General features: G+C 69.7%; 1 protein-coding gene. It reads left to right on the forward strand.

Going from position 1 to position 4,479, the window contains the following annotated elements:
- A partial coding sequence (locus tag AB0D57_RS47205; protein WP_362088688.1) for an amino acid adenylation domain-containing protein occupies positions 1-4,479 on the forward strand: 4,479 nt, incomplete at both ends.

A 4,479-nucleotide genomic window follows, 5' to 3' on the forward strand; every position in this document is an offset into this window, starting at 1 on the left:
GACCTCGCCGCCTACGCCCACCAAGACATCCCCTTCGAACGCCTCGTAGAAGCCCTCAACCCCGAACGCTCACCCGCCCGCCACCCCCTCTTCCAGGTACGCCTCGTGGTGCAGAACGCGGACCCGCGTACTGCGGCCGGGGCCACGCTCGAACTGCCCGGGCTTTCGGTGTCCACGACGGCGACTGCTGACGAGGGTGCGAAGTTCGACCTGTTGTTCCGCCTGTACGAGACGGAGTCAGGTCTGGGCGGGGCGCTGGAGTACAGCGCGGATCTCTACGACGCGGCCACCGCCCGGTCACTGTCCGAGCGTTTCCTGAGGGTGCTCGGTTCCGCCGTCACGGACCCGGAGCAGCGTGTCGGGCAGGTCGACGTACTGGACGACGCCGAGCGCAGCCGGCTGCTGGAGGAGTGGAACTCCACCGCACGGGACGTCGAACCGACGAGCGTGGTCGAGCTGTTCGCGGCCCAGGTCGCACGCACTCCGGACGCCGCCGCGCTGGCCTTCGAGGGCACCGTCCTCACGTACGCGGAACTGGACGAACGCAGCAACCGCGTCGCACGGCTGCTCATCGAGCACGGTGTGGGCCCCGAGCGATTCGTCGCGGTGGCCCTTCCGCGCTCCGTCGAGCTGATCGTGGCTCTCCTCGCCGTACTCAAGGCCGGCGGCGCCTATCTGCCGCTGGACCTGGAGTATCCGGCGGAGCGCATCCACTACATGCTCGAGGACACCGCCCCGCTGGTGATCGTTACCCAAGGGGAGTGGTCCGGCCTGGTAGGGGAATCCCACGGCGCCACGGCGCTGCTGCTGGACACCGAAGAGACCGAGAACGCGTTGGCGGGCGTGTCCGGTGAACCCTTCGGAGCCTCGGAGGCGGTGGAACATCAGCGGCCCGGCGGCAGACCGATGCCGCACGATCCCGCGTACGTGATCTACACCTCGGGCTCAACCGGCCGCCCCAAGGGCGTCGTCGTCGAGCACCGCTCCGTGGGCGCCTATCTTCAACGCGCACGCCAGGCCTACCCGGACGCCTCCGGAACGGCGCTGCTCCACTCCCGCATCGCCTTCGACCTGACCGTGACCGCGCTCTACACGCCGCTGGTCTCGGGCGGCTGCGTACGGCTGGCCGACCTCAAGGGCGAGACGGACGAGACAGGCGACGGCGTCACCATCGTCCAGCCGACCTTCATGAAGGCCACACCGAGCCACTTGGCGCTCCTCGGCACCCTCCCCGACACCGCCTCGCCGGCCGGCACGCTCATCCTCGGCGGTGAGCAACTCCTCGGCGAGAGCCTGGCCGAGTGGCGCGAGCGGCACCCCGACGTGACCGTGATCAACGCCTACGGCCCGACCGAGGCCACCGTCAACTGCACCGACTTCAGGCTCGAACCCGGCACCCCGACCCCGTCGGGCCCCGTGCCGATCGGGCGGCCGTTCTGGAACACCCAGGCCTACGTCCTGGACGCGAGCCTGCAACCGGTGCCGACCGGTGTCCCGGGCGAGCTGTACATCGCGGGCACCGGCTTGGCCCGAGGCTATCTGGGACGCCCGGACATGACCTCGGAACGCTTCGTGGCGAACCCGTTCGGCACGGCCGGCTCCCGCATGTACCGCACCGGTGACCTCGTACGGTGGGGCTCCGACAGCCAACTGCGGTACGTGGGCCGCGCCGACCAGCAGGTGAAGCTGCGCGGATTCCGTCTGGAGCCGGGCGAGATCGAGGCCGTGCTCGTGAGCATGGCCGACGTTCACCAGGCGACGGTCGTGGTCCATGAGGACGAGTCCGGCGACAAGAGCCTCGTCGCGTACGTGGTACCGGCCACCGGCCACGCAACGGCCCCGACCGCGGCGACACTCCGTACGTACGTGGCCGAGCGTCTGCCCGACTACATGGTGCCGTCGGCCTTCGTCCTGCTCGACGCCCTCCCGCTGACCGCCAACGGAAAGCTCGACCGGCGGGCCCTCCCGGCCCCCGTCGAGACGGCGATCGACCGTACGCCGGACACGCCCGCGTACGCGGCCCACAACCCATGGGAAGAGGCTCTCAGCAGCCTGTTCGCGGACGTACTGGGCCTCGAACAGGTCGGCAGGGACGACGACTTCTTCGACCTGGGCGGACACTCCCTGCTGGCCATCCGGCTGCTGGCGCGCGCCCGTTCGGCCCTCGGCATGGAACTGTCCGTCCGCGACATGTTCAACAACCCCACGGTCGCCGGGCTCGCCAGGCTGATGACGGTCGCCGGACGGACAGGCCGGCCGGTGGTGACTCGCTCGGAACGTCCGGGACGGTTGCCGCTGTCGTACGCCCAGCAGCGACTGTGGTTCCTGCACGAGTACGAGCCCGACAGCGCCCTCTACAACATCCCCGTCGCCCTCCGCCTGACCGGCCCCCTCGACCACCACGCGCTCCAGGCCGCGCTCGCGGACGTGGTCGAGCGCCACGAGGCACTCCGGACCGTGTTCACGCAGGACGACGAACTGGGCGCCCACCAGATCGTGCTCCCCGCCCAGCAAGGCCGCTCCGCGCTGAAGCACATCACCCTGGGCAAGCACACCGAGGACACCGACGACGACATCCTGACCGCCGCCCTTGCCGAGGCAGTCGCCCATGGCTTCGACCTCACCCGCGACCTGCCGCTGCGCGCCACCCTCTTCCAGCGCGCGCCGGACGAGCATGTCCTGCTCCTCGTCGTCCACCACATCGCCGCGGACGGCTGGTCGCTGACACCTCTGGCCCGCGATCTGACCACCGCCTATACGGCCCGCATCCAGGGCACAGCACCCGGCTGGACGCCGCTACCGGTCCAGTACGCCGACTACACCCTCTGGCAACGCGACGTCCTCGGCTCCGAAGACGATCCCGACTCGGTGATCTCCCGTCAACTCGCCCACTGGCAAAGCGCTTTGGCCGATCTCCCGGCCGAGCTGGAACTGCCCACCGACCGGCCCCGCCCCGCCACGCCGACCCACCACGGCGGGACCGTCACCTTCGACATCCCCGCCGAACTGCACGCCGACATCACCCGCCTCGCCCGCCGACAGCAGGCCAGCACCTTCATGGTCCTGCAAGCCGCCCTGGCGGTGCTGCTGTCCCGGCTCGGCGCGGGCACCGACATCCCGATCGGCTCACCCATCGCCGGACGCACCGACGACGCCGTCGAAGACCTCATCGGGTTCTTCGTCAACACCCTCGTCCTGCGCACCGACCTGAGCGACAACCCCACGTTCACCCAGCTCCTGGCCCGCGTCCGCGAAACCGACCTCGCCGCCTACGCCCACCAGGACATCCCCTTCGAACGCCTCGTCGAAGCCCTCAACCCCGAACGGTCGGCCTCACGCCACCCCCTCTTCCAGACCATGCTCACCCTGCAGAACGTCGATCCGGCAGCCGTCGCAGGCGCCGGCCGGTTCCCCGGGCTCAGCGTGAGTCCTGTGAACGCCGACGCCGCCGTGTCGAAGTTCGATCTGCTCCTCGCTCTTCAGGAACGCCAGGCTTCGGACGGCGGACAAGCGGGCGGCATACGCGCGGTGTTGGAGTTCAGTGCGGATCTGTTCGACGAGGAGACCGCCGAGCGGCTGACCCGACGGTTCGTCCGCGTACTGGAAACGGTGGCGACAACACCAGAAACCAACGTCGCCCAGATCGACGTACTCGACACCGACGAACAGCAATCCGTCCTCGGCCACTGGGCCAACGGCACCACCACCGACCTCACCCCCACACACGACCTCATCCACCAATTCCGCGCCCAAGCAGCACAAACACCGGACGCGCCGGCCGTGGTGTCCGACGGCGCATCGGTCTCGTACGCGGAGTTGGATGCGCGGAGTGAGCGTGTGGCGCGGTTGTTGGTGGAGGCGGGGGTGGGGGCGGAGCGGTACGTCGCCGTCGTGCTGCCGCGCTCCAGTGACCTGGTCATCGCTCTGCTCGCCGTGCTGAAGGCGGGAGGTGCGTATCTGCCGTTGGATGCTGATTTCCCGGCCGACCGTCTTGAGTTCATGCGGGGTGAGACGCGGCCGGTGCTGGTGCTGGATGAGCGGTGGCTGGCTGAGGCGGGGCAGCGCGAGCCTGCGGCGGGGGTGGTCCTGCCTGAGGTGGTGGCCGGCGAGCAGGCCGCCTATGTCCTCTACACCTCGGGCTCCACCGGCCGCCCCAAGGGCGTGGTCATCTCCCGTGGCGCACTGGCCAACCTCCTCACCGACATGCAGAAGCGCATCCCCCTCACCCACGGGGACCGACTGCTCGCGGTGACCACGATCGGCTTCGACATCGCCGGTCTGGAACTGTTCACACCCCTCACCGCCGGCGCCACCGTCGTGATCGCCCCCTCCGGACTCGTTCATGACCCGGAGGGGTTGCGGGCTCTGCTGGCGGGTGAGCGGGTCACGGTCATGCAGGCCACACCGAGCCTGTGGCGATCGGTCACCGCCGACACCGAGGCAACCACCGCCCTGGCCGGGATCCGCGTCCTGGTCGGC

This window comes from Streptomyces sp. NPDC048275, assembly GCF_040652275.1.
In the GTDB taxonomy this organism is placed as follows: Bacteria; Actinomycetota; Actinomycetes; order Streptomycetales; family Streptomycetaceae; genus Streptomyces.